Source organism: Dietzia sp. UCD-THP, assembly GCF_000349585.1.
Lineage (GTDB): Bacteria > Actinomycetota > Actinomycetes > Mycobacteriales > Mycobacteriaceae > Dietzia > Dietzia natronolimnaea_A.
Window position 1 is genome coordinate 221707 of sequence record NZ_KB714650.1, and the last position, 24384, is coordinate 246090.

Annotated in this window: 24 protein-coding genes; 2 read left to right on the forward strand and 22 right to left on the reverse strand. The window is 69.6% G+C overall.

What is annotated here, in order from left to right:
• The first annotated feature begins 123 nt into the window (after positions 1-123).
• Positions 124-1533 carry a DUF349 domain-containing protein gene (locus H483_RS29555; protein ID WP_031264881.1) on the forward strand — a complete coding sequence of 470 codons (1410 nt, stop codon included), beginning with the start codon at positions 124-126 and terminating at the stop codon, positions 1531-1533.
• 89 nt (positions 1534-1622) lie between these two features.
• Here the strand turns inward: H483_RS29555 and H483_RS29560 are convergent, their stop codons facing one another.
• The 9 genes from H483_RS29560 to pgsA form a co-directional block, all read right to left on the reverse strand.
• A complete protein-coding gene (locus tag H483_RS29560; RefSeq protein WP_017836918.1) occupies positions 1623-2195 on the reverse strand; it encodes a hypothetical protein in 573 nt (190 codons plus the stop codon).
• A complete protein-coding gene (gene miaB / locus H483_RS29565) occupies positions 2183-3772 on the reverse strand; it encodes a tRNA (N6-isopentenyl adenosine(37)-C2)-methylthiotransferase MiaB (RefSeq protein ID WP_371204353.1) in 1590 nt (529 codons plus the stop codon). Before miaB ends, H483_RS29560 begins: the two co-directional genes overlap by 13 nt.
• Before the next feature lie 14 nt (positions 3773-3786).
• Positions 3787-4395, reverse strand: a complete 609-nt coding sequence (locus H483_RS29570; RefSeq protein ID WP_017836920.1) for a regulatory protein RecX — start codon at positions 4393-4395, stop codon at positions 3787-3789.
• Positions 4395-5501, reverse strand: coding sequence for a recombinase RecA (recA, locus tag H483_RS29575; protein WP_017836921.1), 1107 nt, complete (start codon positions 5499-5501; stop codon positions 4395-4397). The genes H483_RS29570 and recA overlap by 1 nt, the downstream gene beginning before the upstream one ends.
• A 222-nt stretch (positions 5502-5723) precedes the next feature.
• Entirely contained in the window at positions 5724-5918 is a 195-nt protein-coding gene (locus H483_RS29580) for a DUF3046 domain-containing protein (protein WP_017836922.1), read from the reverse strand.
• A 70-nt stretch (positions 5919-5988) separates the two neighbouring features.
• On the reverse strand, positions 5989-6816 hold the full coding sequence (locus H483_RS29585; RefSeq protein ID WP_017836923.1) for a PspA/IM30 family protein: 828 nt from the start codon (positions 6814-6816) through the stop codon (positions 5989-5991).
• Positions 6817-6913: 97 nt separating this feature from the next.
• On the reverse strand, positions 6914-7207 hold the full coding sequence (locus tag H483_RS29590) for a helix-turn-helix domain-containing protein (RefSeq protein ID WP_371204355.1): 294 nt from the start codon (positions 7205-7207) through the stop codon (positions 6914-6916).
• Entirely contained in the window at positions 7089-7844 is a 756-nt protein-coding gene (locus tag H483_RS40585; RefSeq protein ID WP_371204358.1) for a CinA family protein, read from the reverse strand. The genes H483_RS29590 and H483_RS40585 overlap by 119 nt, the downstream gene beginning before the upstream one ends.
• Positions 7845-7856: 12 nt before the next feature.
• Positions 7857-8444, reverse strand: a complete 588-nt coding sequence (pgsA, locus tag H483_RS29600) for a CDP-diacylglycerol--glycerol-3-phosphate 3-phosphatidyltransferase (protein ID WP_017836926.1) — start codon at positions 8442-8444, stop codon at positions 7857-7859.
• A 77-nt stretch (positions 8445-8521) separates the two neighbouring features.
• Here pgsA and H483_RS29605 point away from each other — a divergent pair, with 77 nt between their 5' ends.
• Complete coding sequence (locus H483_RS29605) at positions 8522-8803, forward strand: YciI family protein (RefSeq protein WP_017836927.1); 282 nt, start codon at positions 8522-8524, stop codon at positions 8801-8803.
• Positions 8804-8814: 11 nt separating this feature from the next.
• Here the strand turns inward: H483_RS29605 and H483_RS29610 are convergent, their stop codons facing one another.
• The 13 genes from H483_RS29610 to truB all read right to left on the reverse strand — a co-directional run bounded on the left by H483_RS29610 (position 8815) and on the right by truB (position 24377).
• Complete coding sequence (locus H483_RS29610) at positions 8815-11352, reverse strand: DNA translocase FtsK (protein WP_017836928.1); 2538 nt, start codon at positions 11350-11352, stop codon at positions 8815-8817.
• Positions 11353-11665: 313 nt separating this feature from the next.
• Complete coding sequence (locus tag H483_RS29615) at positions 11666-12322, reverse strand: TIGR03085 family metal-binding protein (protein ID WP_017836929.1); 657 nt, start codon at positions 12320-12322, stop codon at positions 11666-11668.
• Between the two features lie 5 nt (positions 12323-12327).
• On the reverse strand, positions 12328-14511 hold the full coding sequence (locus H483_RS29620) for a ribonuclease J (RefSeq protein ID WP_017836930.1): 2184 nt from the start codon (positions 14509-14511) through the stop codon (positions 12328-12330).
• Positions 14508-15455, reverse strand: a complete 948-nt coding sequence (gene dapA, locus H483_RS29625) for a 4-hydroxy-tetrahydrodipicolinate synthase (RefSeq protein ID WP_017836931.1) — start codon at positions 15453-15455, stop codon at positions 14508-14510. The genes H483_RS29620 and dapA overlap by 4 nt, the downstream gene beginning before the upstream one ends.
• 58 nt (positions 15456-15513) lie before the next feature.
• Complete coding sequence (thyX, locus tag H483_RS29630; RefSeq protein WP_017836932.1) at positions 15514-16266, reverse strand: FAD-dependent thymidylate synthase; 753 nt, start codon at positions 16264-16266, stop codon at positions 15514-15516.
• 35 nt (positions 16267-16301) lie between these two features.
• Positions 16302-16754, reverse strand: a complete 453-nt coding sequence (locus tag H483_RS29635) for a flavodoxin family protein (protein ID WP_017836933.1) — start codon at positions 16752-16754, stop codon at positions 16302-16304.
• Positions 16751-17230 carry a hypothetical protein gene (locus H483_RS29640; protein ID WP_017836934.1) on the reverse strand — a complete coding sequence of 160 codons (480 nt, stop codon included), beginning with the start codon at positions 17228-17230 and terminating at the stop codon, positions 16751-16753. Before H483_RS29640 ends, H483_RS29635 begins: the two co-directional genes overlap by 4 nt.
• A gap of 7 nt (positions 17231-17237) precedes the next feature.
• Positions 17238-17987 (reverse strand): 4-hydroxy-tetrahydrodipicolinate reductase, encoded by a 750-nt coding sequence (gene dapB / locus H483_RS29645; RefSeq protein WP_017836935.1) that lies wholly within the window; start codon positions 17985-17987, stop codon positions 17238-17240.
• 75 nt (positions 17988-18062) lie between these two features.
• A complete protein-coding gene (locus H483_RS29650) occupies positions 18063-19379 on the reverse strand; it encodes a pitrilysin family protein (RefSeq protein WP_017836936.1) in 1317 nt (438 codons plus the stop codon).
• 98 nt (positions 19380-19477) lie between these two features.
• Positions 19478-21745, reverse strand: coding sequence for a polyribonucleotide nucleotidyltransferase (locus H483_RS29655; RefSeq protein WP_017836937.1), 2268 nt, complete (start codon positions 21743-21745; stop codon positions 19478-19480).
• Between the two features lie 337 nt (positions 21746-22082).
• Entirely contained in the window at positions 22083-22352 is a 270-nt protein-coding gene (gene rpsO / locus H483_RS29660) for a 30S ribosomal protein S15 (protein WP_017836938.1), read from the reverse strand.
• 112 nt (positions 22353-22464) lie between these two features.
• Positions 22465-23442, reverse strand: a complete 978-nt coding sequence (locus H483_RS29665; RefSeq protein WP_017836939.1) for a bifunctional riboflavin kinase/FAD synthetase — start codon at positions 23440-23442, stop codon at positions 22465-22467.
• A gap of 23 nt (positions 23443-23465) precedes the next feature.
• Positions 23466-24377, reverse strand: a complete 912-nt coding sequence (gene truB / locus H483_RS29670; protein ID WP_031264884.1) for a tRNA pseudouridine(55) synthase TruB — start codon at positions 24375-24377, stop codon at positions 23466-23468.
• Between the last annotated feature and the right edge of the window lie 7 nt (positions 24378-24384).

Sequence of the window (24384 nt, forward strand, 5' to 3'; positions counted from 1 at the left end):
CACCCGGGCGGAGCTTGGTACACACTAGGGGGATGCCGTCCCGCACAGGGCCGGCGAGGCGACGACCGGTGGAATTTTCCGGCGATGGTGCCGTGTCACGCGGCGGGACGAGATGAGGAGCAGATGAGCGACCAGTCACCGACCAGCCCTGGCGTGGCGAACCCCGGAGCGGCCGCACCGACCCCCAACCCGGGCCGCACCCCGGGCCCCACGCCGACGCCGGGCCCACGTCCCGGTGCGCCCTCCCCCGCCGCCCTCGCCCGCAAAGTTGCCCCGAGGGCGTCGGCGACCCCAGACACCAGGGTCATCCGGGCGTCGGATCCATCCGAGTGGGGACGGGTCGACGACTCCGGCGCGGTGTTCGTGAGGACCTCCGATGGCGAGCGGCAGGTGGGATCCTGGCAGGCCGGAGCTCCCGAAGAGGGTCTGGCACATTTCGGCCTCAGGTACGACGACCTGGTAGCCGAGGTCACGCTCCTCGAGGCCCGTCTCGAGTCTCACCCGCAGGACGCACGCAAGACGCGCGCGTCCGCCGAGACGCTCGCCGAACAGCTCCCCACCGCGGCCGCGGTGGGCGATCTCGACGCCCTCGCGGCCCGGCTCGCGACAGTGATCGAACGGTCCGGCGACGTGGAGGCCGAGGCGCGCCACCGTAAGGACGAGGAGCGCGCGACCTCGATCGCACGCAAGGAGGCGCTGGCCGTCGAGGCCGAGGAGATCGGGCAGTCGTCCACCCAGTGGAAGGCCGCCGGCGATCGCCTACGGGAGATCCTCGACGAGTGGAAGACCATCCGTGGTATCGATCGCAAGACCGACGACGCCCTGTGGAAGCGCTTCTCCAAGGCGCGCGAGGCGTTCAATCGACGCCGGGGTTCGCACTTCGCGGAACTCGACCGCACTCGGGCATCGGTGAAGCGGGTCAAGGAGGAGCTGGTCGAGCGCGCCGAGGCGATCTCGGGCTCGACCGACTGGAACGACACGGCGACCGCCTTCAGACGGCTCATGGACGAGTGGAAGGCCGCCGGCCGCGCCCCGCGCGAGGCCGATGACGCGCTGTGGAAGCGGTTCAAGGCGGCACAGGACACGTTCTTCGACGCCCGCCACGCCGCGGCCGCCGAGAGGGACGCCGAGTTCGCGGGCAACGCGAACGCGAAGGAGGCGCTGCTCGCCGCCTACGCGGGTCGGATCGACCCTCAGAAGGACCTCACCGCAGCGCGCACGGCCCTGCGGGAGCTCCAGACCCGCTGGGAGGAGATCGGCAAGGTCCCCCGGGAGCGGATGGGAGACCTCGAGGGACGGATCCGGGCACTGGAGAAGTCCGTGTCCGATGCGGCGGACGCGGAATGGCGACGGACCGACCCCGAGGCCAAGGCCCGCGCCGCCCAGTTCTGGGTGCGCGTGGACGATTTCGAGGAGCAGGCGGCGAAGGCCGAGGCCGCGGGCAGGTCCAAGGACGCGGAGAAGGCCCGCGCGCAGGCGTTGCAGTGGAGGGAGTGGGCCGAGGCCGCCGAGAACGCGGTCGACACCCGCTGACCACGACGGTCGTCAGGCGAGCCCGGCCTCTGGGGCGGGGGAGGTGGGCGGGAGAGGTGGGCGGAACCCCTGCACGGTGGGGCCCCGATTCACTCGCGGTGGCGGAGCGAGTCCTCGAGCTCTCGTTGCTCCGGCGTTCGCGCCCACAGCACCCCGGCCAGTGTCATCACCAGCAGGAGCACCAGAATGACGCTGACGTACATCCCGATCCCGGGGGCGCCGAAGTCCCGGAAGTCGGGGTCGGGCCCTCGTCCGGACTGACGCAGCCAGATCGCGAGCATCCCGTAGACGGCGGCCACACAACTCGCACCCCACGCGACGCCCGCCGCCCACCACTTCTGGGTGATGATCATGACCGCGCCGAACAGGATGGCACCGACCGAATAGAGCAGGACGAACACGTGGGACGGCAGCGACGTCTCCTGGGCCCGGGCCGCCTCGGTGAAGAACAACACGTCGAGGCCACGCACCCCGTCACTGTGGGGCAACACCAGTGCGGCCGCGAGCAGCACGATCAGGAGAGCCGACGCCAGATAGGCCTTGCCGATGACGAGAGTGTGGCCCAGGACCCTGTCCTTCTGCCGGAGCTCCGAGTTCACGGTGCTGGACTCCAGGATCCCTTCGATCGGGTCGGGGCGGTCAGCGGTGTTCACGTGGGGCATCCCTTCGGGGTGGTGTCGGGGGTGTCGGCGGCTCTCCGCAGGGTGGGCAGTCCGAGCCCCACCCCGATCGGTGGCGTCTCCGGCTTCTCACCGGCTTCATGCCTGTCGCCCGCCCTAGTCGCCCGAACGGTCAGTACTCCGTCGTCAGCGAGCAGGTGGTGTGGTGCAGCCGAGGTGACACGGGTGGTGACCACGTCGCCGGGCCGGATCCGCCCGGCGTGCTCCCCCACCGGGGCGAAATGCACCAGGCGGCCGTCGCGGGCCCGTCCGGTCATCCGGGCGGTGGCGGCGTCCTTCCGCCCTTCGTCCGCCGTGACGAGCAACTCGACCTCACGACCGACCTGCTTCTCGTTCTCCTCGAGGGTGATCCGCTCCTGCAGCGCGATCAGTCTCTCGTAGCGCTCCTGCACGACGGACTTGGGGATCTGGTCGTCCATCGTCGCCGCCGGCGTCCCCGGTCGCGGCGAGTACTGAAACGTGAAAGCGCTGGTGAACCGGGCTTTCTCGACGACGTCGAGAGTGGCCTGGAAGTCCTCCTCGGTCTCACCGGGAAACCCGACGATGATGTCCGTGGTGATGGCCGCGTGCGGCATCGCGGCACGCACCCTGTCCAGGATGCCGAGGAAGCGCTCCGACCTGTACGAACGTCGCATCGCCCGGAGGACACGATCCGAGCCCGATTGCAGGGGCATGTGCAGCTGCGGGCACACGGCGGGGGTGTCGGCCATCGCCTCGATGACGTCGTCGGTGAACTCCGCCGGATGGGGCGAGGTAAACCGGATCCGCTCGATTCCCTCGACCCGACCGGCAGCGCGCAGCAACTTCGCGAAGGCTCCCCTGTCGGACGGCTCGGAAGGGTCGTGGAACGAGCGCCCGTAGGCGTTGACGTTCTGGCCCAGAAGGGTGACCTCCAGGACACCCTCGTCCGCCAGTGCCCGCAACTCTGCGAGTACCTCGCCGGGACGCCGGTCCACCTCCTTGCCGCGGAGGGAGGGGACGATGCAGAACGTGCAGGTGTTGTTGCAGCCGACCGACACGGAGACCCAGCCGGCGTAGGCGGACTCGCGCGTGGCGGGGAGGGCTGACGGGAAGTGTTGGAGCGAGTCGGCTATCTCCACCTCGGCACGTTCGTTGTGGCGCGACCGCTGGAGCAGGGTGGGGAGGTGACCGAGGTTGTGGGTGCCGAAGACGACGTCGACCCACGGCGCCCGCGAGACCACGACGTCTTTGTCCTTCTGCGCGAGGCAACCCCCGACCGCGATCTGCATTCGCGGGTTGGCGTCTTTCCACGGGCGCAGATGGCCGAGCGTGCCGTAGAGGCGGTTGTCGGCGTTCTCACGGACGGCGCAGGTGTTGAACACGACGAGGTCCGGCAGCGCGCCCCGTGCGGGATCCGCCTCTCCCTCGAACGGGACGTATCCCGCTTCGTCGAGCACACCCGAGAGCCGCTCCGAGTCGTGGACGTTCATCTGGCATCCGAAGGTCCGCACCTGGTAGGTGCGCCCCTCCACACGCTCGACACGCTCGACACCGGCGTCTCCGGCTGTCGTCTGCTGGTCGGTCACGAGAGTATCCACGCAGGCCAGGGTACTCAGGGCGACACCTGGGCCGCCAACTCGGCATCGACCACCGTCATCGCCAACCCCGTGGGATAACCCCGTCGTCCGAGGAACGCCACCAACCTGCGCCGCTCCCCCTGGAGGTCGGCGTCGCGGCGGGAGGCGGCCGTCCGGCGCGCGAGCCGCGCCCGCACCAACTCGGTGGCGTGTTCGTGCTCGTCGGACTCGTCGATGTCGGACACCGCCCCGGCGATGTGGACCTCGGCGACACCCTTCTCGCGGAGCTCCCGCTCGAGGGCGCCACGCGAGCGTCCGCGTCGGCGCCGGCGGCCTCTGACCCACTCCGACGCGAAGTCGGCGTCGTCGAGAAGGCCCCAGACTCGAACCCTGCCCAACGCTTCGTCCACCGCGTCCGGTGTGTGGTCCTTACCCAGAAGCCTCTCCCGGAGCTCGTGCTCGCTACGGGGACGGTGGCGCAGGAGACGGAGGGCCGCAGTCGCCGCGTCGTGGGCCTCGGGAGCCAAAGGCGGCAGATCCGAGCTCCCCGACGACCTCGCCTCCACCGCGGCGACCGCCGTGCGTAACTGCTCCGACGTGATCCGCCGCCCCCGTTCGTGGGGGTCCGGGCCCTGGACACTCATCAGAACTCGACAGGCACCACGTCGATCGGTGCGTCCTCATCCGCCTCCGCCTCGATCTCCGCGAGCTCCGCACCAGCCCCGATGTTGAGCTTGTCGAGAATCTTCCGCTCGATCTCGTCGCGAACCGAGGGGTTCTCCTTCAGATACCGGCGGGCATTCTCCTTGCCCTGCCCCAGCTGGTCGGCACCGTAGGTGAACCAGGAACCCGACTTCTTGACGAACCCGTTCTCCACGCCCATGTCGATCAGCGATCCCTCACGGCTGATTCCTTCTCCGTAGAGGATGTCGAACTCCGCGATCTTGAACGGCGGGGCGATCTTGTTCTTGACCACCTTGACCTTGGTGCGGTTACCCACCGCGTCCGCGCCGTCCTTCAGAGTCTCGATCCTGCGCACGTCCAGGCGGACCGAGGCGTAGAACTTGAGTGCTTTACCGCCGGTGGTGGTCTCGGGCGAGCCGAACATCACCCCGATCTTCTCGCGCAGCTGGTTGATGAAGATGGCGGTGGTGTTGGTGTTGTGCAACGCACCTGTCATCTTCCGGAGAGCCTGGCTCATCAACCGCGCCTGGAGACCCACGTGGCTGTCGCCCATCTCGCCCTCGATCTCGGCCCGCGGCACCAGCGCCGCGACGGAGTCGACGACCAGGATGTCGATGGACCCCGACCGGACCAGCATGTCCGCGATCTCGAGCGCCTGCTCGCCGGTGTCCGGCTGGGAGACGATGAGGTTGTCCGTGTCCACGCCGAGCTTGCGGGCGTACTCGGGATCCAGCGCGTGCTCCGCGTCGATGAACGCGGCGATACCGCCGGCAGCCTGCGCGTTGGCCACGGCGTGCAGTGCGACCGTGGTCTTACCCGACGACTCCGGACCGTAGACCTCCACGACACGCCCGCGGGGAAACCCGCCGACCCCGAGTGCGACGTCGAGTGACAGGGCGCCGGTGGGGATCACCTGGACCGGCGGGCGGGTGTCGTCCCCGAGCCTCATGACCGACCCCTTGCCATAGGCCTTGTCGATCTGGGCGAGCGCCAGCTCCAGTGCCTGCTCGCGATTCGGGGCGACGCCGGTCCGGGTTCCCGACTTGGCGGTGTTCTTGGGGGCCATGATGTTCTCCGTTCGTGCTCGACCACCGGTGTCGTGCCGGATGGTCTGTGTGGTCTGCTCTCTCGCGGACGCTACGGGTCGGGTACGACACGAATGCCTCGCGCGAGCCCGGCACCCCTTCACTGTGGAGGGACGGCGCCCTGTGGACGGGCCCTCCCGTCATCACATGGCCCGACTATAGGCGAACGCGTGTTCGAGGGGCAACGACACGCCGCCCGGGTGTCAACGTAACGAGTCGGGAACCTCGAACTCCGCGCACAGGGCCATCCAGACCTGCTTGACCGGGGCGCCCGCGTCGATGGCCTCCTCCGCCGTGCGTCCGTCGAACGCCCCGAGGTGGTGGGACCGTACGAGATGATCGGCTCGAAAACTCCCGAAGGCCTCGACTGTCCGGGCCCTGAACTCGGTCAGAGTCACGTGCCCACCCTTTCACGACGGACGAGGACGGGCCGCCGGCGTGCTCGCCAGCGGCCCGTCCTCGGACGATTCACTGCTGTTCCGTCTGCGCCTGCTGTTCCGGCGGCGTCGCGGCCTGGGGCTGCCCCTGAGGAAGCTGGGACGCCGAACCGGTGCCCTGCCCGAGCTGGCCACCCTCCGCCTTCATCGACGCGCGGATCTGCTCGAGACGGCTGTGCCCGGCCATCTGCGTGGACGCCTGCTCGACCTCGAGCATCCGGCCCTGAACGGAGTTCTGGGCGAGCTCGGCCGATCCGAGGGCGTTGGCGTACCGTCGCTCGATCTTGTCCCGCACCTGGTCGAGGTTCGGGGTGTTGCCACCGGAGGAGACCTCGGACATCGACTGCAGCGACGCGCTGACCTGCTCCTGCATCTTGGCCTGCTCCAGCTGGCTGAGCAGCTTGGTCCGCTCGGCCACCTTCTGCTGGAGGACCATCGCATTCTGCTCCACGGCCTTCTTGGCCTGGGCCGCGGCCTGGAGCGACTGGTCGTGCAGGCCCTTGAGGTCCTCGACGTTCTGCTCGGCGGTGACGAGCTGGGCGGCGAACGCTTCCGCGGCGTTCTCGTACTCCGTCGCCTTCTGGGCGTCGCCGTTCTGGCGGGCCTGCTCGGACATCTGGAGCGCCTGCCGCGTGGAGCCCTGCAGCTTCTCGATGTCGGCCAGCTGTCGGTTGAGCTTCATCTCGAGCTGCCGCTGGTTGCCGATCACGGCGGCCGCCTGCTGGGACAGCTGCTGGTGCTGCCGCTGTGCGTCCGAGATCGCCTGCTGGATCTGGACCTTGGGGTCAGCATTCTCGTCGATCTTCGAATCGAACAACGCCATCAGGTAGCGCCATGCCTTGGTGAACGGATTGGCCATCGCTGCGTAGTGTCCTTCTGCCGATTCGGACGACGGGTCTTCACCACGGTACCGAACTACGCCGGGGGGCGACCACCGGGCGTTGCCGCGGCTGTGCTCAGGCCGCGAGTACCGGCTCCCGCGGCGACACGGAGCCAGGGGATGAGTCGGTGCCTTTGGATGAGTCAGTGCAGTGGGGCGAGACGGTGCCCGGGGGTGAGACCTCGAAGGCGGCCCTGATCAGGATCTCGCCGAGGGACACGTCGAGCGCACCCGAGATCGACGCGAGGAGCTCACTCGAGGCCTCTTTGCGTCCGCGCTCGATCTCGGAGAGGTACCCGGGGCTCACCCGGGCCGCGTCGGCGACGTCCCTCAGGGTCCGTCCGGTCTCGCCCCTCAGCCCGCGGAGCACCGTCCCGAGGGTCTCCCGGAGCAGCGGGGGGCCACTCCGGTGGTCCGGGTGGGGCAGCGTGGTCATCTGGATGGTCGGCATCACGGGGTACAACGCCCCATCCACCCGATTCGTTCCCGCGGTGGCCGACGATCCCCACCAGCCGGTCGAGGGCCGCTTGACAGGCGGCCCGGCGGATCGCGTCGCGGCCCCCTCGCAGTGCCAGCTCCATCGACCACGGAGCGACTCCCGGTGCACAGAACCCCAGGTAGACGGTCCCTACCGGACGCCCCTCCTGCCGGTCGGGCCCCGCTACGCCGGTCAGCCCCACCCCGACGTCGGCCCCGCACCGGCGGGCCGCGCCCGCAGCGAGGGCGCGAGCCGCCTCCCCCGACACCGACCCGTGCCTCTGGAGCACGTCCTCGGGAACCCCGGCGAGGTCGTGTTTGAGGTCCGTGGCGTAGACCACCAGGCCGCCCCGCAGGACCGCGCTCGCGCCCGGGACCCCGGCCACCGTGGCCGCGAGCAGCCCCGCGGTCAGCGACTCCGCGGTCGCCAGCGTCCACCCTCGGCCGGCGAGCGCGGCCACCGCGGCCGCGGCTGAGGGATCGGGACCGGGCTCTGCCCCGCTGAGCACGGGGGATGTCGTGTCGGACACGGGTCCGGCCCCTCAGCTCCCGGCCCGCGCGGCCTGACGCGCCTTGACCAGGTAGTCGAGACCCGTGTAAACGGTCAGCACCAGCGCCACGCCGATCACCGCCCACTCGACCGGCCAGAACCAGTACGGCAGCGGCAGGATCAACATCCCCACCCCCAGGGTCTGGGTGACGGTCTTGAGCTTCCCACCCTTGCTGGCCGCCACCACGTGGTCCACACCGAACAGTCGCCAGAGGGTGATCCCCACCTCTCGGACGAGGATCACGATCGTCACCCACCAGAACAACTCGTCGACCAGGGACAGCGAGATCATGGCCGCGGCCATGAGGGCCTTGTCCGCGATCGGGTCGGCGATCTTGCCGAAGTCGGTGACCAGGCCCAGTCGCCGGGCGAGGTACCCGTCCACGTAGTCGGTCGCCATCGCGAGAGCGAAGACCACGAACGCGCCAACCCGCCACCACGGATCCTGGGCGTCGGAGACGAAGAACAGAGCCACGAACACCGGGACCAGCAGGATCCGCAGGACGGTGAGCACGTTGGCGATGTTGAGCAGGGGGACCTCGGCACCGGGGCGGCCGTCGTCGGTGAAGGGAAGTGTCACCCCCACACCTTAGCGAGACCCGGGCCAATACCCTGGATCCGAAAACGCTCTCACCATGATCGGGAAGGACATCACCGATGCCGCTCTTCGCAGTCAGCTACCGGTACGAACCAGCGCAGACGGAGGACCGGGAGGCCAACAAGCCCGCGCACCGCGAGTGGCTGTCCGCCCAGGTCGAGGCGGGGACGATCCGAACCGTGGGACCGTATACCGACGGCTCCGGGGCTCTTCTCGTCGTGGAAGCCTCCGAGGCCGGCGCCGCCCGGACACTGGTCGCCGAGGACCCCCACTGTCTGCGTGGGTTGGTATCCGACGTCACAGTCCGGGGGTGGATGCCCGTCTATGGTGCGCTGGCCTGACCCTCGCCGGTTCAGCCCACCGGCGCCTCGTCGAGGGTCTCGCTCGCGGCCCCCACATCGCCGGCGTCCTCGTCGGGAGGTGTGCCCCCCTTGATCATCCAGATGACCGACGCCAACTCCTCCGGCTTGACCAGGACGTCACGGGCCTTGGAGCCCTCCGAGGGGCCGACGATGTCGCGGGACTCCATCAGGTCCATGAGGCGCCCGGCCTTGGCGAATCCGACGCGGAGTTTGCGCTGGAGCATCGAGGTGGACCCGAACTGGCTGGAGACCACGAGTTCGACGGCGGCGAGCAGGTCGTCCAGGTCGTCTCCGATGTCCCCGTCGATCTCCTTCGTGGACTCCTCCTTGGCGGCGGTGACGGTGTCGTCGTAGTCGGGTTCCGCCTGGTTCTTGGCGTAGTCGACGACCTCGTGGATCTCCTCGTCGGTGATGAAGGCGCCCTGCATGCGGATCGGCCGGGACGCACCCATGGGGATGAACAGCCCGTCTCCCATACCGATCAGCTTCTCGGCCCCCGCCTGGTCCAGGATGACCCGGGAGTCGGTGAGCGAGGAGGTCGCGAAGGCCAGGCGCGACGGCACGTTCGTCTTGATCAGACCCGTCACCACGTCGACCGACGGACGCTGGGTGGCCAGTACGAGGTGGATGCCGGCGGCACGGGCTTTCTGCGTGATCCGCACGATCGCGTCCTCGATGTCCCGCGGCGCGGTCATCATGAGATCGGCGAGCTCGTCCACGACGGCGACGATGTACGGGTACGGGCGGTAGACGCGCTCGCTGCCGGGCGGGGTGGTGATGGCGCCCGATTTCACGCGATCGTTGAAGTCGGTGATGTGGCGCACCCGGGTCGACTTCATGTCCTGATAGCGCTGCTCCATCTCCTCGACGAGCCACGCGAGCGCCGCTGCCGCCTTCTTGGGCTGGGTGATGATGGGTGTGATCAGGTGCGGGATTCCCTCGTAAGGGGTCAGTTCGACCATCTTGGGGTCCACGAGGATCAGCCGCACCTCGTCCGGGGTGGCCCGGGTGAGCAACGACACGAGCATCGAGTTGACGAAACTGGACTTTCCCGAGCCCGTCGAACCCGCCACCAGCAGGTGCGGCATCTTGGCCAGGTCGGCGGTGACGAAATCGCCCTCGATGTCCTTGCCCAGCCCGATGAGCATCGGGTTGTGCTTGGTGGCGGTCTTGGGATCGGTGAGCACGTCGGCGAGTCTGACGAGCTCGCGATCGAGGTTGGGGACCTCGATACCCACGGCGGACTTGCCCGGAATGGGGGCGAGGAGCCGGACGTTGTCGGTGGCCACCGCATAGGCGATGTTCCGGTGCAAGGCGGTGATCTTCTCCACCTTCACACCGGGGCCCAGCTCGACCTCGTACCGCGTGACCGTCGGCCCGCGCGTGAAGCCGGTGACCGCGGCGTCGATCTTGAACTGTTCGAGGACGCCCTGGATGGCCTCGATCATCTGGTCGTTGGATTCGCTGCGTTCCTTGGGCGGGTCTCCCGCGGTGAGCAGGCTCACGGGCGGGAGGGTGTACTCGACACCGCTCAGCAACTGCTTCTGAGAATCGAGCCTGTCGACGTCGCTGTCCGCCGCGGTGTGGGTGGACGGGGAGTTGGTCTGCGGCACCACCGCTGTGTCGGCTGCTCCGGCGACGACGTCGGGGTCGGTCGAGGGCAGTACGGCGGTGCGAGCGTCCGATTTCCGGGGCCGGCGCCGGGGTACGGCCCCCGGAGACTCGTCGTCCTCGGCGACCGACTCGCCTGCTGCGCCGGCACCCTCTGCCGCACCGGCGGCCGCCGGCATCTCGACCGTCTCCCCGGTGCTCGGCGTATCCGACCACGCGGCCACCCTGCGGCGCGCCGGACGTCGTGGTGCGGGACGTTCGCGGTCGTCCGGGATCCCGTTCTCGGAGATCGGGTACGCGGACGTGGCGTCGGGGTCGGGGCCGTCCCAGTCGATTTCCGGGTTCTCGTGATCGACGATGTCCCCGCTTCCGTCCCAGCCGAAGAACCCGCGCACGACTCCTGGGATCTCCCTGGCCGGTCGACCCACCAGCACCAGGACGCCGAACGCCACGAGCAGCACCAACAGTGGGACGGCGACGAAGACGGACAGGCCCGCCTCGAGCGTGCCCCCGACGATCCTGCCCAGGACGCCGGCTCCACCACGGACACCCTCCGGGTCCGCGGGTGAACCCGATCCCAGGTGCCACAGACCCAGCACACCGAGGGTGGTCACGGTGGTCCCCACCACCCATCTGGACTGGACGTCGGGCCGTGGCTCCCGGGCCATCACGAGGACACCCCAGACGCCGAGGACCAGCGGCAGGAGCGCGCCGGGGGTTCCGACGACCGTCCGGATGCCCGTGTCGACCCACTCCCCGACCGGACCGGCCGCGCCGAACCACACCGCTCCGGCGAACACGATCGCGATACCGAGCAGGGTCAGGCCGAGCCCGTCCCGCCTGTGGGGCGGTGCCACACGGTCCTCGTCGGCGTCACCCCGCAGACCGCGGACGCCGTGACCGAGGCCCTTCGCCATCCCGGCCCATCCACCCCTCAGGCCGCGCCCGACCGCCCCGAACGCCCCGGACGTCCGTTCCGGGGCGGGGGTGGCCGCGCGGGACCGTGAGCGGCTACCGGTCTTCGGTGTGGAGACGACGGCACCGCGCCGGGAACCACCCCCGCGGGACGACGACGAGGTGGACGCGGTGGTTCGCTGTCCGCCGGACTTCGAAGCCGGGCGCCGTCCACCGGGGGCACGGGTGGATCGCGTGTTCGAGCTGGGTGCCATGGGGGTCACTCTATCTTCTCGCACCCCATTGGTAACAGCAGCCACACGGGGGGACGGTGGGTCAGATGCCCCTCGGCACCGCCTCCAGCGCGGCGATCCCCTGTTGCGAACCGGAGATGTCCACGTCGACCGCACCCCGGCCGAACGCCCACAGGAGGAGCTCCACGGGGGCGGCCGTCACGCTGACGAGTGGGGCGAGCGCGGCCCCGGTGGACACCGCACCGGGCTTGCTCAGGCTCATCCCCGGAGGGGTCCGCAGATCGACGCGCGCGGTCACCCGTCGCAGGAACGTCTTCGCCACGGTTGTCCCGAGCGCCCAGATGCGATCGAGGTCCTCGATGCCGAACTCCCGCGCCGTCCACTGCCCGTCGGCCCTCCGGACGTCCTCGTGGTGCACGAGGTACTCCGCCGCGTTGGCCACACGGTCCGCGTAGCGGAGCGGTGAGTACCACGGGGCACCCGCGGCGATCTTCTCCAGCAGTTCGTCCCACGGGGTCTCGGTCTCCCGGAGGCGCAGATCCTCCATGCGCGAGGCGAGCACCGGCAGGACGATCCCCGCGGCGACGTCGGGGCGCGCCTCTCTCACCACCAGGTGCGCGGCGAGGTCCCGGGTCGTCCACCCGTCGCACAGTGTCGGCGCCTCCGGACCGGCGGCACGCATCGTCTCGACGAGAGCGCCTCGCTCCCGTTGCGCCAGCGTCCGCCGGTCGGAGTCCACCGGGCTCAGTCCTCCGCCGCCACCGAGGTGATGACGGTGGGCACGATCATCGGCTTGCGGCGCCACTTCTCGGACACCCAGGAACCGACCGTGCGGCGCACCGACTGCGCTAGGCGGTAGGGATCGGTCTCACCCTCGCCCGCCAGGTCCCACAATGCGTTCTCGACGAGTTCGACCACAGGGTCCAGAGCCCCCGGCTCGTCGGTGAAACCCTTCCCGATGATCTGGGGCTTGCTCACCGGCCGCCCGGTGCGGGGATCCACCACCACGGTCGCGACGATGAAGCCGTCCTCGGCGAGCGCGGTGCGGTCAGCCAGGACGGTGTCACCGATGTCGCCGGTCGACAGGCCGTCGACGTAGAGATTGCCCACCTGGACCTGGCCGACCACCGAGGCCTTACCGTCCACCAACTCCACCACGACGCCGTTCTGGGCCAGCACCACGTTCTCCTCCGGTACCCCGGTGGCGATCGCCAGTGCCTTGTTGGCACGCAGGTGGCGCCACTCGCCGTGAACCGGCATCGCGTTCTTGGGTCGCACGGCGTTGTAGACGAAGAGCAACTCCCCCGCGTCGCCGTGACCCGACACGTGGACGTTCGCGTCGCGGCTGGTGACCACGTTCACGCCCATCTGGGACAGGCTGTTCTGGACACCGAAGACGGGCTCCTCGTTGCCCGGGACGATGGACGAGGAGAAGATCACGGTGTCGCCCTCGGAGAGGTTGATCTGGCGGTGCTCACGGCGCGCCATCCGGGACAGTCCCGCCATCGACTCGCCCTGCGTGCCGGTGGTCATCACGACGACCTTCTCGGACGGGAGCTTCGCCGCCGTATCCATGTCCACGATTACGTTCTCGGGATCGGAGAGCAGCCCCATCTCGAGCGCGATCTCCATGTTCCGGATCATCGACCGACCGGTGAGGGCGACCTTGCGTCCGCTCGCGGCAGCCGCCTCGATGACCGACTGGACGCGGTAGACGTTGGAGGCGAAGCACGCCACCACTACGAGCTGACGGGCATCCGAGATGAGCCGCTGGAGAGCGGGACCGATCTCCGACTCCGACCGACTGACCCCCGGAGTGGTCGCGTTGGTCGAGTCCATCAGCAGGAGGTCGATGCCCTCGTCACCGAACCTGCCCATCTTGGGCAGGTCGGTGGGGCGCTTGTCCGTCGGCAGCTGGTCCAGCTTGATGTCGCCCGTCATCATCACCGACTGGCCACCGGCGCGGATGACCAGGCCGAGGCACTCCGGGATCGAGTGGTTGACGTCGAAGTAGCGCACCTCGAACTTGCCGAGGGTGCTCACGCTGGACTCGTCGACCTCGCGGAAGACGGGCTTGATGCGGTGCTCACGGCACTTGGCCGCGACCAGCGCGAGCGTGAAGCGGGACCCCAGGACCGGGATGTCCGGTCGGAGCTTGAGCAGGAACGGGATCGCCCCGATGTGGTCCTCGTGGGCGTGGGTCAACACGAGGGCCTCGACCTGGTCGAGGCGGTCCTCGATGTGCCCGAAATCGGGGAGGATCAGGTCCACTCCCGGCTCGGTCGAGCTCGGGAACAACACGCCACAGTCGACGATGAGCAGCTTCGAGTCGTACTCGAAGGTCATCATGTTGCGGCCGATCTCGGTCACACCACCGAGGGCCACCATCCGCAGCGCTCCCTTGCGGGGCTTGGGCGGGCTGGGCAGACGCACGGTCATGTCGCCGCCCTGCATGGTCTTGACCCCGCCGAACTCGGCCGTGGAGGTGTTGCCGTTGCCGCGCCCCCGGCCCCGGCCTCCGCGGCCACGACCCTGACTTCCGGACTGGTTGCCGCCGCCCTGGTTCCCACCGGACTGGTTGCCGCCGCCCTGGTTCCCACCGGTCGAGGACCCACGCCCGCGACCGCGCGAACCGCCCTTGGGCGAATCCTGCTTCTGGTCCTGCTGCTTCTGGTCCTGCTGTCCCTTGCCCTGCTGTCCCCTGCTCTTCTGGGAGCCGCTCTGCTGGGACTTGCTCTGCTTCCCCTGCCCCTGACGGTTCTGGTCCTGCGTCGGGCGGTCGTCGGCGCCACTCGTGGACGGCGCGGTCGAGGTGGCCGTGGGCTCGGTGAACTGCACGGCGGTCGCGGGGGCGGGTTCGCCGGTGGGGCGGCCGGCGGCGCGCCGTGTGCGGCCGCGTCCCCGGTTGGTGGTCGGTTCTTCTGTCATCTGGTGACTCCTGCTCTGTGCAACAGCGACGCCAACGCGTCCTGTTGCTCGGTGGTCGGTGGTAACTGCGGGAGTCGCGGCACTCCGGCCGGGATCCCGAGAAGTTCTAGTGCTGCTTTGGACATCGACACGCCACCGAGTGCCCGTTGGGCGTCGAAGAGCGGGAGGAGTCCGAGGTTGATGTGACGCGCGGTCTCGATGTCGCCCGCGAGGAACGCACGGCGCAGTTCGACAAGATGCGCGGCGGCCACGTGGCCGATCACGCTGACGAAACCGCTCGCTCCCACGGCCAACCACGGGAGGTTGAGCTGATCGTCTCCCGAGTAGTAGACGAGGTCACAGTGGGACATCACGGTGGCCGCGTCATGGAAGTCACCCTTGGCGTCCTTGACGGCGACGATGTTCGGGTGGGACGACAGTCCGATGAGCGTATCCGCCTGTATCGGGACCACCGATCTCGGCGGGATGTCGTAGAGCATCACCGGTCGATCGGTGGCGTCGGCGACCGCCCGGAAATGGGCGTCGAGGCCGGCCTGGGTGGGTTTGGAGTAGTACGGCGTCACCACGAGCATGCCGTGGGCACCGACTGACGCCGCCTGCCGCGCGAGATGCACGGAATGCGCGGTGTCGTACGTTCCGACCCCGGCGACCACGAACGCCCTGTCCCCCACCGCGGCCAGAACGGCCTCGAGAACCGCGATCTTCTCCGCGTCCGTGGTGGTGGGTGACTCTCCCGTGGTCCCGGAGACGACGAGACCGTCGCACCCGGAGTCCACGAGGTGCTGTGCGACACACGCGACCGCGCTCAGGTCGACGTAGCCGTCGGACCCGAACGGGGTGACCATCGCCGTGAGCACCGTGCCGAACGGCGTGGGGCGCCCGGGTGGGGAGAGTGCCTGTCGACCGTCCGCCGACGTCGGGCCCCCTGTGGTCACGTGTGTCATGGCCTCCCAGACTACCCTCAGACCACGGGAAGTCCCGATTCCGACCCGGCGTTCCGGTTCAGCCCTCCAGGACGTAGGGACTCACCGCGATCTCCGAACCGTCCTCGAGCGAGGTGATCTCGAAGTCCGCGAACACCGCCGGCGCGGCCTCCCGTAGTTGCCGCAGGACGTCGATGGCCAGCCCACGGATCTCGGTGTCCGCGTGCTCGGTCGCCCGCATCCCGATGAAGTGGCGCCACGAGCGGTAGTTGCCGGTGACCACGATCCGGGTCTCGGTCGCGTTGGGCAGCACCGAACGCGCGGCCTGTCGCGCCTGCTTGTGCCGCAACATCGGGTTGGGAACGTCGGCGAATCTCTCCTCGAGCTTGGAGAGCATCTCGGCGTACGCCTCCCGGGACGCGTCGGTCGCCCGGCGGAAGATCTCCACCAGTTCCGGATCGTCCGCGATCGCCGGCGGGGGCACCACCTTCGAATCGTGCTCCGGGACGAACCGCTGCGACAGCTGACTGTAGGAGAAGTGGCGGTGCCTGATGAGTTCGTGGGTGCACGATCTGGAGATGCCGGTGATGTAGAACGTCACACTCGCGTGCTCGAACACCGAGAGGTGCCCCACCTCGAGAATGTGCCTCAGGTAACCGGCGTTCGACGCCGTGCGCGGATTGGGCTTGTCCCAGCTCTGATAACAGGCCCGGCCCGCGAACTCGGCCAGTGCGGATCCGCCGTCGGCGTCCGTCTCCCACCCGATCTCGTCGGGTGGCGTGAACGCGGTGTGCGCGACCATGCGGACCTGCCGCCGGACGAGCTCGGACATGGTGGACTCCTCGTGGTGTCGTGTCGCCCGGCGGGTCAGCCGAGAAGGTGTGCGGCCACCGTCGCGGCGATCTCGGACGCGGCGTCGAGATCCTCGCCGCCGGGCTCGCCGGTCAGATGCAGGGCCGGCGCCACCGGTCGCAGATCCCACCCGGTGGTGATCCGCTCGACCGAGGTGACGGCCCCCGAGGTGTCGTCGTCCCCGTGCACGCACAGTGCGAAGGGCCGACCGGCCACGGCGCCCTCGCACGTGTAGTAGGTGCGGTCGAAGAAGTGCTTGAGCGCACCGGACATGTAGCCGAAGTTGGCCGGGGTGAGCAGGACGTATCCGTCCGCCCGGAGTACGTGGTCGTCGGTCGTGGCCAGAGCGGGTACCGACTCCACCTCGACGCCCTCGAGTTCGGGATGCGCGAGCCCGCGCTCCAGGGCTTCCAGGATGCGGCGGAGCCTCGGGGACGGTGCGTGGTGCACCAGGAGAACGGTGCTCATCGCTGATCCCGGGCACCGGAGGTGTCCGCCTCGCGCAGGGTGATGGCCACGCGCATGATCTCCCGGGCGCGGGCGCGGTCGCCCGCGTGGTCGTACGCCCGGGCCAGGCGATAGTTGGCGCGCCAGTCGTCCGGGGTCGCCTGGTACTCGGCACTGACCCGGTCGAACAGCTCGTCCGCCGCGGCGTGCTCGAGACGGCCGGAGGGACGGTGGTCCAGGGTGGAGACGTCGAGCTCTATCCCCTCCGCGGCGGCGGCGGCGGAGATCTTCTGGAGTTCGAACCCGTTCCGCAGGATCGCCCACGTCGCCCATGCTCCGACGGCGGTCAGCAGGATGATCCCGACTCCGAACCCACGCATGGCGAGGTACTCGGATCGGCTGATCATGGACCATCCGAGGTACACCAGGTAAGCGAACGCCACCACCAGACCGGCCGCCGTGAGGGCCATGACCAGGGGCTTGACGACTCTGTCCACGGTCGGCCTACAGATCCATGAAGGAGTCGAGCCCCACGGTGAGCCCGGGCGCACGCGAGATCGAGCGCACGCCCAGGAGGACACCGGGCGCGAAGGAGGAGCGGTCGAGGGAATCGTGACGGATCGTCAGGGTCTCTCCCTGGGTCCCCAGGATCACCTCCTGGTGCGCGACCAGGCCGGTCACGCGGACCGAGTGCACCCTCACCCCACCGACGTCGGCGCCCCGCGCCCCCTCCAGCTCGGTGGAGGTGGCGTCCGGGCAGGGGCCCATCCCGGCTGCGGTGCGGGCGGTGGCCATCATCTCGGCGGTGCGGTGTGCCGTTCCCGACGGGGCATCGGCCTTGTTCGGGTGATGGAGTTCCACGATCTCGGCCGAGGGGAAGTACCTGGCGGCCTGGACGGCGAAACGCATCATGAGGATCGCTCCTATGGCGAAGTTGGGTGCCACGAGGACCCCGGTCTCGGCATGGGACGAGAGCAACCCCCGCAGGGTCTCCAGACGTTCGTCGGTGAATCCGGTCGTGCCGACCACCGCGTGGATGCCGTGCGTGATGCAGAACTCGAGGTTGTCCATCACCACGTCGGGGTGGGTGAAGTCGACGACAACCTCCGCTCCGGCGTCGGTGAGCATCCCCAGCGGGTCACCGTGGTCCACCTCGGCGACGAGTTCAAGGTCTTCCGCCGCGCGGACCGCCTCACATATCGCCGTGCCCACCTTGCCGCGTGCACCGAGCACTCCGACCTTCGTCACCGTCATCGTCTCCCCAGTCTCCTCACCGGTCGCCGAGCCGCCCGCCAGACGAGCCGCCCATCAGGCGAACCGTCCACCAGCCTATCCGCCCACCCGGGCCAGGAGACCAGCCGCACCGTCGGCGCCGGGCATGCCCGGACCCACGGCCGCCAGACACCACGGCGCGATCTCGCCCGTCCAGTAGTCTGCGACGTCGTCGCGGCGCACGGCGCGCAGGCGGGACAGCGAGTCGGCGACGGTCACCACCGCGTCGCGGTCCAACAGGTGGCGGCCGATCCGCGTCATCCGCGACAACGGATCGTCCAACCCCAGCCTGATCGACCCGGTGAGGTGCCCGATCGCCCGGTCGACCTCGTCGACGGACGGGGGGCGTCGGACCATCCCGGACACGACCTCGGCCAGAGCATCGCCCAGGGCGTCCACCCGACCGACCGGGCTGCCGGCGACGACCGACACGAGGCCGGTGGTGCGGAACTGATCCATCGACGCGTACACCGTGTAGGCCAGCCCGAGCTCCTCGCGGACCCGCTGGAACAGTCTGGAGCTCAGCCCGCCGCCGAGCACGGCAGTTGCCACCTGCGCCGACGCGCGGTCCCGGTGATCACGCGACGGGGTTCGCCTGGCCAGCGCCAGGAGGACCTGTTCGGAGTCGTCGTCCTCCCCCACGAGAACCGACGTCGGCGCCCACCCCTCGTGCCCGGTCGCCGGGCCGGAGGGCGGGTCAGGCCGTGCGGATGCCGCGCCGTCGGACCCGTCGGCGATCACGGCGGCCAGCGGTCCGTCGGCGATGCGCCGGACCAGTTCCTCGTGGTCGACGCGACCCGCCGCGGCCACCACGACATCACCTGCGCGGAGAACCCTCCGGTGGAAGGACTGCAGGGTGTCGGCGTCCAGTGCCGCCACCGACTCCTCGGTACCGATGATCGGGCGGGCCAACGGGTCGTCACCGAGGACTGCCTCCGTGACCAGCTCACAGGCGAGATCTTCAGGGTCGTCGGCCCGGCCCGCGAGCTCGTCGAGCACCACGTCCCGCTCGATCTCCACGTCGTCCGCCGCGCAGGACCCGTTCGCCACCACGTCGACCAGCACGTCGACCGCCGTCCCCAGGCCCTCGGCCGGGACGTGCACGTGATAGCAGGTGTGCTCACGGCCGGTGTAGGCGTTGAGGTCGCCCCCGAGGAGATCGATCCGCTCGGAGAGCTCCCGGCCCGATGTCGTGGCCGTCCGCTTGAACAGGACGTGTTCGAGAAAGTGCGCGGCGCCGTGCTCCCCTGGCGCCTCGTTCGCGGATCCCGCCGCGATCCACACCCCGACCGCCGCCGTGTGGCACCACGGGAGGTCCTCGGTGACGACACGCAGCCCGGGGATCGACCTGTCCACCCTGATCGTGGGGTCCACGGTGGCTCTCCCTTCCAGCGATGCGAGGCACGCACCCCGGGACCCGGGGTACGTGCCTCGCTAGGTGCCGGGGCGCGCGAGCCGACCCCGGCGGTGGATCAGTTGTCGTCGCCCTCGGCGTCGGAGGATGCCTCGGACGCGGCGGACTCGTCGCCCACGGGCACGAGGCTGATCTTGCCGCGGTTGTCGATGTCCGCGATCTCGACCTGCATCTTGTCGCCGACGTTCACGACGTCCTCGACCTTGCCGACGCGCTTGCCCTGGCCGAGCTTCGAGATGTGCACCAGGCCGTCGCGACCCGGCAGCAGCGACAGAAAGGCGCCGAACGGGGCGGTCTTGACGACGGTTCCGAGGAACCGCTCGCCGACCTTGGGCAGCTGCGGGTTGGCAATGGCGTTGATCTTGTCGATCGCGGCCTGGGCCGACTCCCCGTCGGTGGCACCGATGTAGACGGTGCCGTCGTCCTCGATCGAGACGGACGCACCGGTCTCCTCGGTGATCGAATTGATCATCTTGCCCTTGGGCCCGATCACCTCGCCGATCTTGTCGACCGGGACCTTGATCGCGATGATGCGGGGAGCGAACGGGCTCAGCTCGTCGGGCTCGTCGATCGCCTCGGCCATCACGTCGAGGATGGTCAGGCGGGCCTCGCGGGCCTGGGTGAGCGCGCCGGCAAGGACCTCGGACGGGATGCCGTCGAGCTTGGTGTCGAGCTGTAGAGCGGTGACGAACATGCCCGTGCCGGCGACCTTGAAGTCCATGTCCCCGAACGCGTCCTCGGCACCGAGGATGTCGGTCAGGGCGACGTAGCGGGTCTCGCCGTCGACCTCGTCGGAGACCAGGCCCATCGCGATGCCCGCCACCGGCGCCCGCAGCGGGACACCGGCGTTGAGCAGGGACAGGGTGGAGGCGCAGACGGAGCCCATCGAGGTGGAACCGTTGGAGCTCAACGCCTCGGAGACCTGGCGGATGGCGTACGGGAACTCCTCGACGCTGGGTAGCACCGGCACGAGCGCACGCTCCGCGAGGGCTCCGTGGCCGATCTCGCGTCGCTTGGGAGAGCCCACCCGGCCGGTCTCACCGGTGGAGTACGGCGGGAAGTTGTAGTGGTGCATGTAGCGCTTGCTGGTCTCCGGACCGAGCGAGTCGATCTGCTGGGCCATCTTGACCATGTCCAGTGTGGTGACGCCGAGGATCTGCGTCTCACCGCGCTCGAACAGGGCGGAACCATGGGCCCGCGGGATGACCTCGACCTCGGCGGACAGCGCGCGGATGTCCCTGACGCCGCGGCCGTCGATACGGAAGTGGTCGGTGAGGATCCGCTTCCGCACGATCTTCTTGGTGAGCGACTTGAACGCGGCACCCAGCTCCCCGACACGCCCGGAGAACTTCTCCTCCAGCGACGCCAGGACCTCGGCCTTGAGCTGATCGGTCGCGCCGTCGCGCTCCTGCTTGTCGGCGATCGACATGATCTCGCCGAGCTTGGCCTCGGCCACCTCGGAGACCGCGGCGAGCGCATCCTCCTGGTAGGGCGGGAAGAGGGGGAACTCACGGGCCTCGGCGGGTGCCGCGGTGGCCAGCGCCTGCTGGGCGGCACACAGCTCGGAGATGAACGGCTTGGCCGCCTCGAGACCCTGCGCCACCACGTCCTCGGTGGGCGCCTGCGCGCCTCCCGCGATCTTCTCGATGACGGTCTCGGTGGCCTCGGCCTCGACCATCATGATGGCGACGTCGGCATTGTCACCGGAGCCCACGACACGGCCGGCGACGACCATGTCGAAGACCGCCTCGGAGAGCTGTTCGACGGTCGGGAAAGCGACCCACTGCCCCTCGGGACGGGCGGCGGTGGGGATGAGGGCGATCCGCACGCCACCGACCGGCCCCGAGAACGGGAGGCCGGACAGCTGCGTGGAGGCCGAGGCGGCGTTGATCGCCACGACGTCGTAGAGGTCCTTGGGGTCGAGGCTCATGACGGTCACGACGACCTGGACCTCGTTGCGGACGCCGTCCGCGAAGGTGGGCCGCAGCGGGCGGTCGATGAGGCGACACGTGAGGATGGCGTCGGTGCTGGGCCGGCCCTCACGGCGGAAGAACGAGCCCGGGATGCGCCCCGCGGCGTACATCCGCTCCTCGACGTCCACCGTCAGGGGGAAGAAGTCGAAATGCTCCTTGGGATGCTTTCCCGCCGTCGTGGCGGACAGCAGCATGGTGTCGTCGTCGAGGTACGCGACGACCGACCCGGCGGCCTGCTTGGCAAGGCGCCCGGTCTCGAATCGCACCTCGCGGCGACCGAAGTCGCCGTTGTCGATGGTCGCGACGGTCTCGAAGACCCCGTCTTCGACCTCGACGGCCGTAATTTCTGGCATGTGTAGTCCTGTTCTGTCGGTGACTGGGGCCTCACGGCGGAGACGTCCCCGCCGGGCCCGCCGGATCACGCGTCAGGGTGTCCCGGTGGCGATTCCGGTCTTCGATCGAAGCGGCCGGAGCCGGCGCCCCCTCCCGGGGCACCCGCGGTTCCGGCAGCCACTACCGAGGACCGTCAATCGGACCTGTCGACACCCGGTGCGCGCGCACCGGCCGTGATCAGGCTACCAGTGGCAACTCCCCCGGGTCATCGCTGACACTCCGGGCACCGCCCCCACACAGCACTGTTCCCCGCCCTCGACGAGGACGGGGAACGGTGGCGGTGCGGGCGGAGTCCGCTCAGCGACGCAGGCCGAGGCGCTCGATGAGCGAGCGGTAGCGCGCGATGTCGACCTTCGCGATGTACTTGAGCAGTCGACGACGACGGCCCACCATCAGGAGGAGGCCGCGACGGGAGTGGTGGTCGTGCTGGTGGGTCTTGAGGTGCTCGGTCAGCTGGCTGATCCGCTTGGTGAGCAGCGCGACCTGGGCCTCGGGCGAACCGGTGTCGGTCTCGTGGATCCCGTACTCGGCCAGGACGGCCTTCTTCTCTTCGGTGCTCAACGCCATGGGTGACTCCTGGTTGTTCCAGTCCGCGAAAATGAGTGACCCCGCCGCCGCGGACCGCAGGAGGGCCGAGAGAAGACGTTACCAGCGCCCGGAGCCGACACCCCAATCGGCGTCAGTGGCGCGCGGCCCCCACGTCGAGGACGACTCTGGTCCTGGCGACGTCACGGTCCATCGCCACCAGCAGGTCATCGACCGAGGAGAACTTCTCCATGTCGCGGACGTGGTCCACGAAGTCGACGGCGGCCACCCGACCGTAGAGGTCCGCCGACTCGTCGAGCACGAACGCCTCGACACTGCGCGCCGCCTCCCCGAAGGTCGGATTGGTGCCCACGGAGATCGCAGCGGGATAGCGCCGGCCGGGGAGGATCGTCCCGTCGACGTCGTGGTCGTCGAGAAGGGTGAACCACCCGGCGTAGACGCCGTCGACGGGTACGGCCGTGTACTCCGGCAGGTCCAGGTTCGCCGTCGGGTACCCCAGGTCGCGCCCTCCGCGTCCGGCCCCGTGCACGACGGTGCCGGACACGCGGTGGGGACGACCGAGGATCGTCGCCGCGCCGGCCACGTCCGACTCCGCGAGCAGTCGACGTATCCGGGAGGAGGAGACCGGTTCCCCACCGAGTTCCAGCAGGTCCATCACGCGCACGTCGATCCCCCGCTCGGAGCCCAGCTCACGCAGCGTCTCCGGTGTTCCCGCGGCTCGTCTACCGAAGGAGAAGTTGCTCCCCACGGTGATGGAGCGACTGCGCAACCCCCGGACCAGAACGCGGTCGACGAACTCCTCGGGGTCCCACGAGGCCATGTCGGTGTCGAAGGGCAGGGCGAAGACCGCGTCGACACCGAGACCACCGGCCAGTTCGGCGCGTCTGCGAAGCGGCGTCAGGACGAGGGGATGGGTGCCGGGTCGGATCACCTCGACCGGGTGCGGATCGAACGTCACCAACACCGGGCTCGCCCCCGACTCGCGCCCGGCCGCCACCGCGTGGTCCACCAGGCTCCGGTGGCCCCGGTGGAGTCCGTCGAACACCCCGAGTGCGACGGAGGTCCCGCCGTCGGGGATCACGATCTCGTCGAACGTCCGCCACAGCTGCACGGCGACCACCTTACGCCCGGGCGTCACAGGCCCGCCGGTCGCATGACGACGACCGGAGCGGCGCGCTTTCCGGACTCGGAGACCAGGGCGGCGACCCGTCCGTCCGGACCCACTGCGGCGACCACCCCGTCGTCACCCCTGGCCTCCAGCCACCGCCCGTGTCGCAGTCCTTCCGCCTCGTCCGCGTCGACGTCGCGGCGGGGGAAGGCGGTCAACGCGGCGGTGTCGAGGTCCAGGGACAACCGCGGCTCCTCCTCGAGCTCCCCGAGCGTGCGGGCGACGTCCAGTCCGAACGGTCCGACGCACGTCCGGCGCAGTGCGGTGAGATGCCCGCCCACCCCGAGCGCGGCACCGAGGTCGCGGGCCAGTGCGCGGATGTAGGTGCCGGTGGAGCAGTCGACGACGACGACGAGGTCCACCACCGCTCCGGAAGGAATGCGCTCGAGGATCTCGAATCGCGACACCGTCACGGTGCGCGCGTCGAGCCGGACGTCCTCCCCCGCCCGGACCCGGTCGTAGGCACGTCGGCCGGCCACCTTGATCGCGCTCACCGAGGACGGCACCTGCTCGATCTCTCCCGTGAGTGCCGCGACCGCGGCGTCGATCGCCTCGACGGTCACCGCCGAGGCGTCGACCCGCGCCGTGGTCTCGCCCTCCGCGTCGTCGGTGGTGGTGGATTCCCCGAGTCGGATCGTGGCCCGATAGGACTTGGTCTCCAGCGCGAGCAGCCCCAGGAGCTTGGTGGCGCGTTCTATCCCCACCACCAGGACGCCGGTGGCCATGGGGTCGAGTGTTCCGGCGTGCCCCACCTTGCGGGTGCCGAAGTACCGGCGCAGGCGCCCGACCACGTCGTGACTGGTCATGCCGCCCGGTTTGTCGACCACGACGAGTCCGGGGGCGGGAGCGGGGCGGGGGTCGGGTCTGCGCGGGGTCACGCCGGAC